This is a genomic window from Flavobacterium xizangense (assembly GCF_054075145.1).
Window position 1 is genome coordinate 1 of record NZ_JBSIPG010000238.1, and the last position, 249, is coordinate 249.

Genomic DNA, 249 nt, shown 5'->3' on the forward strand with positions numbered 1-249 from the left:
CAAAAAGTCGTGCTTGGGCGGATGCTTGATTTGACGGCAACAGCACCAGATAATGTGGTGTTTGAAAACTCATTGTTGCCGGTGTTTGCATACGGTGATCCTGAATTTGAAGAGCGCCTGTTGGCCTTACAACTGCCGTTAGCTTATGATGTCTCGCATGCGTTTATTTATGTTCACGGTGACAACAACAAGTTGATCGCCTCGATGCGACATTTGCGTCCGTTTGTCCGCCATTATCATTTGGTGGAT

At 46.6% G+C, this 249-nt stretch carries 1 protein-coding gene; it reads left to right on the forward strand.

The window, feature by feature from the left end; translation table 11 throughout:
* On the forward strand, window positions 1–249 hold a 249-nt coding region (locus ACWA1B_RS23265), incomplete at both ends, for a hypothetical protein (RefSeq protein WP_456911047.1).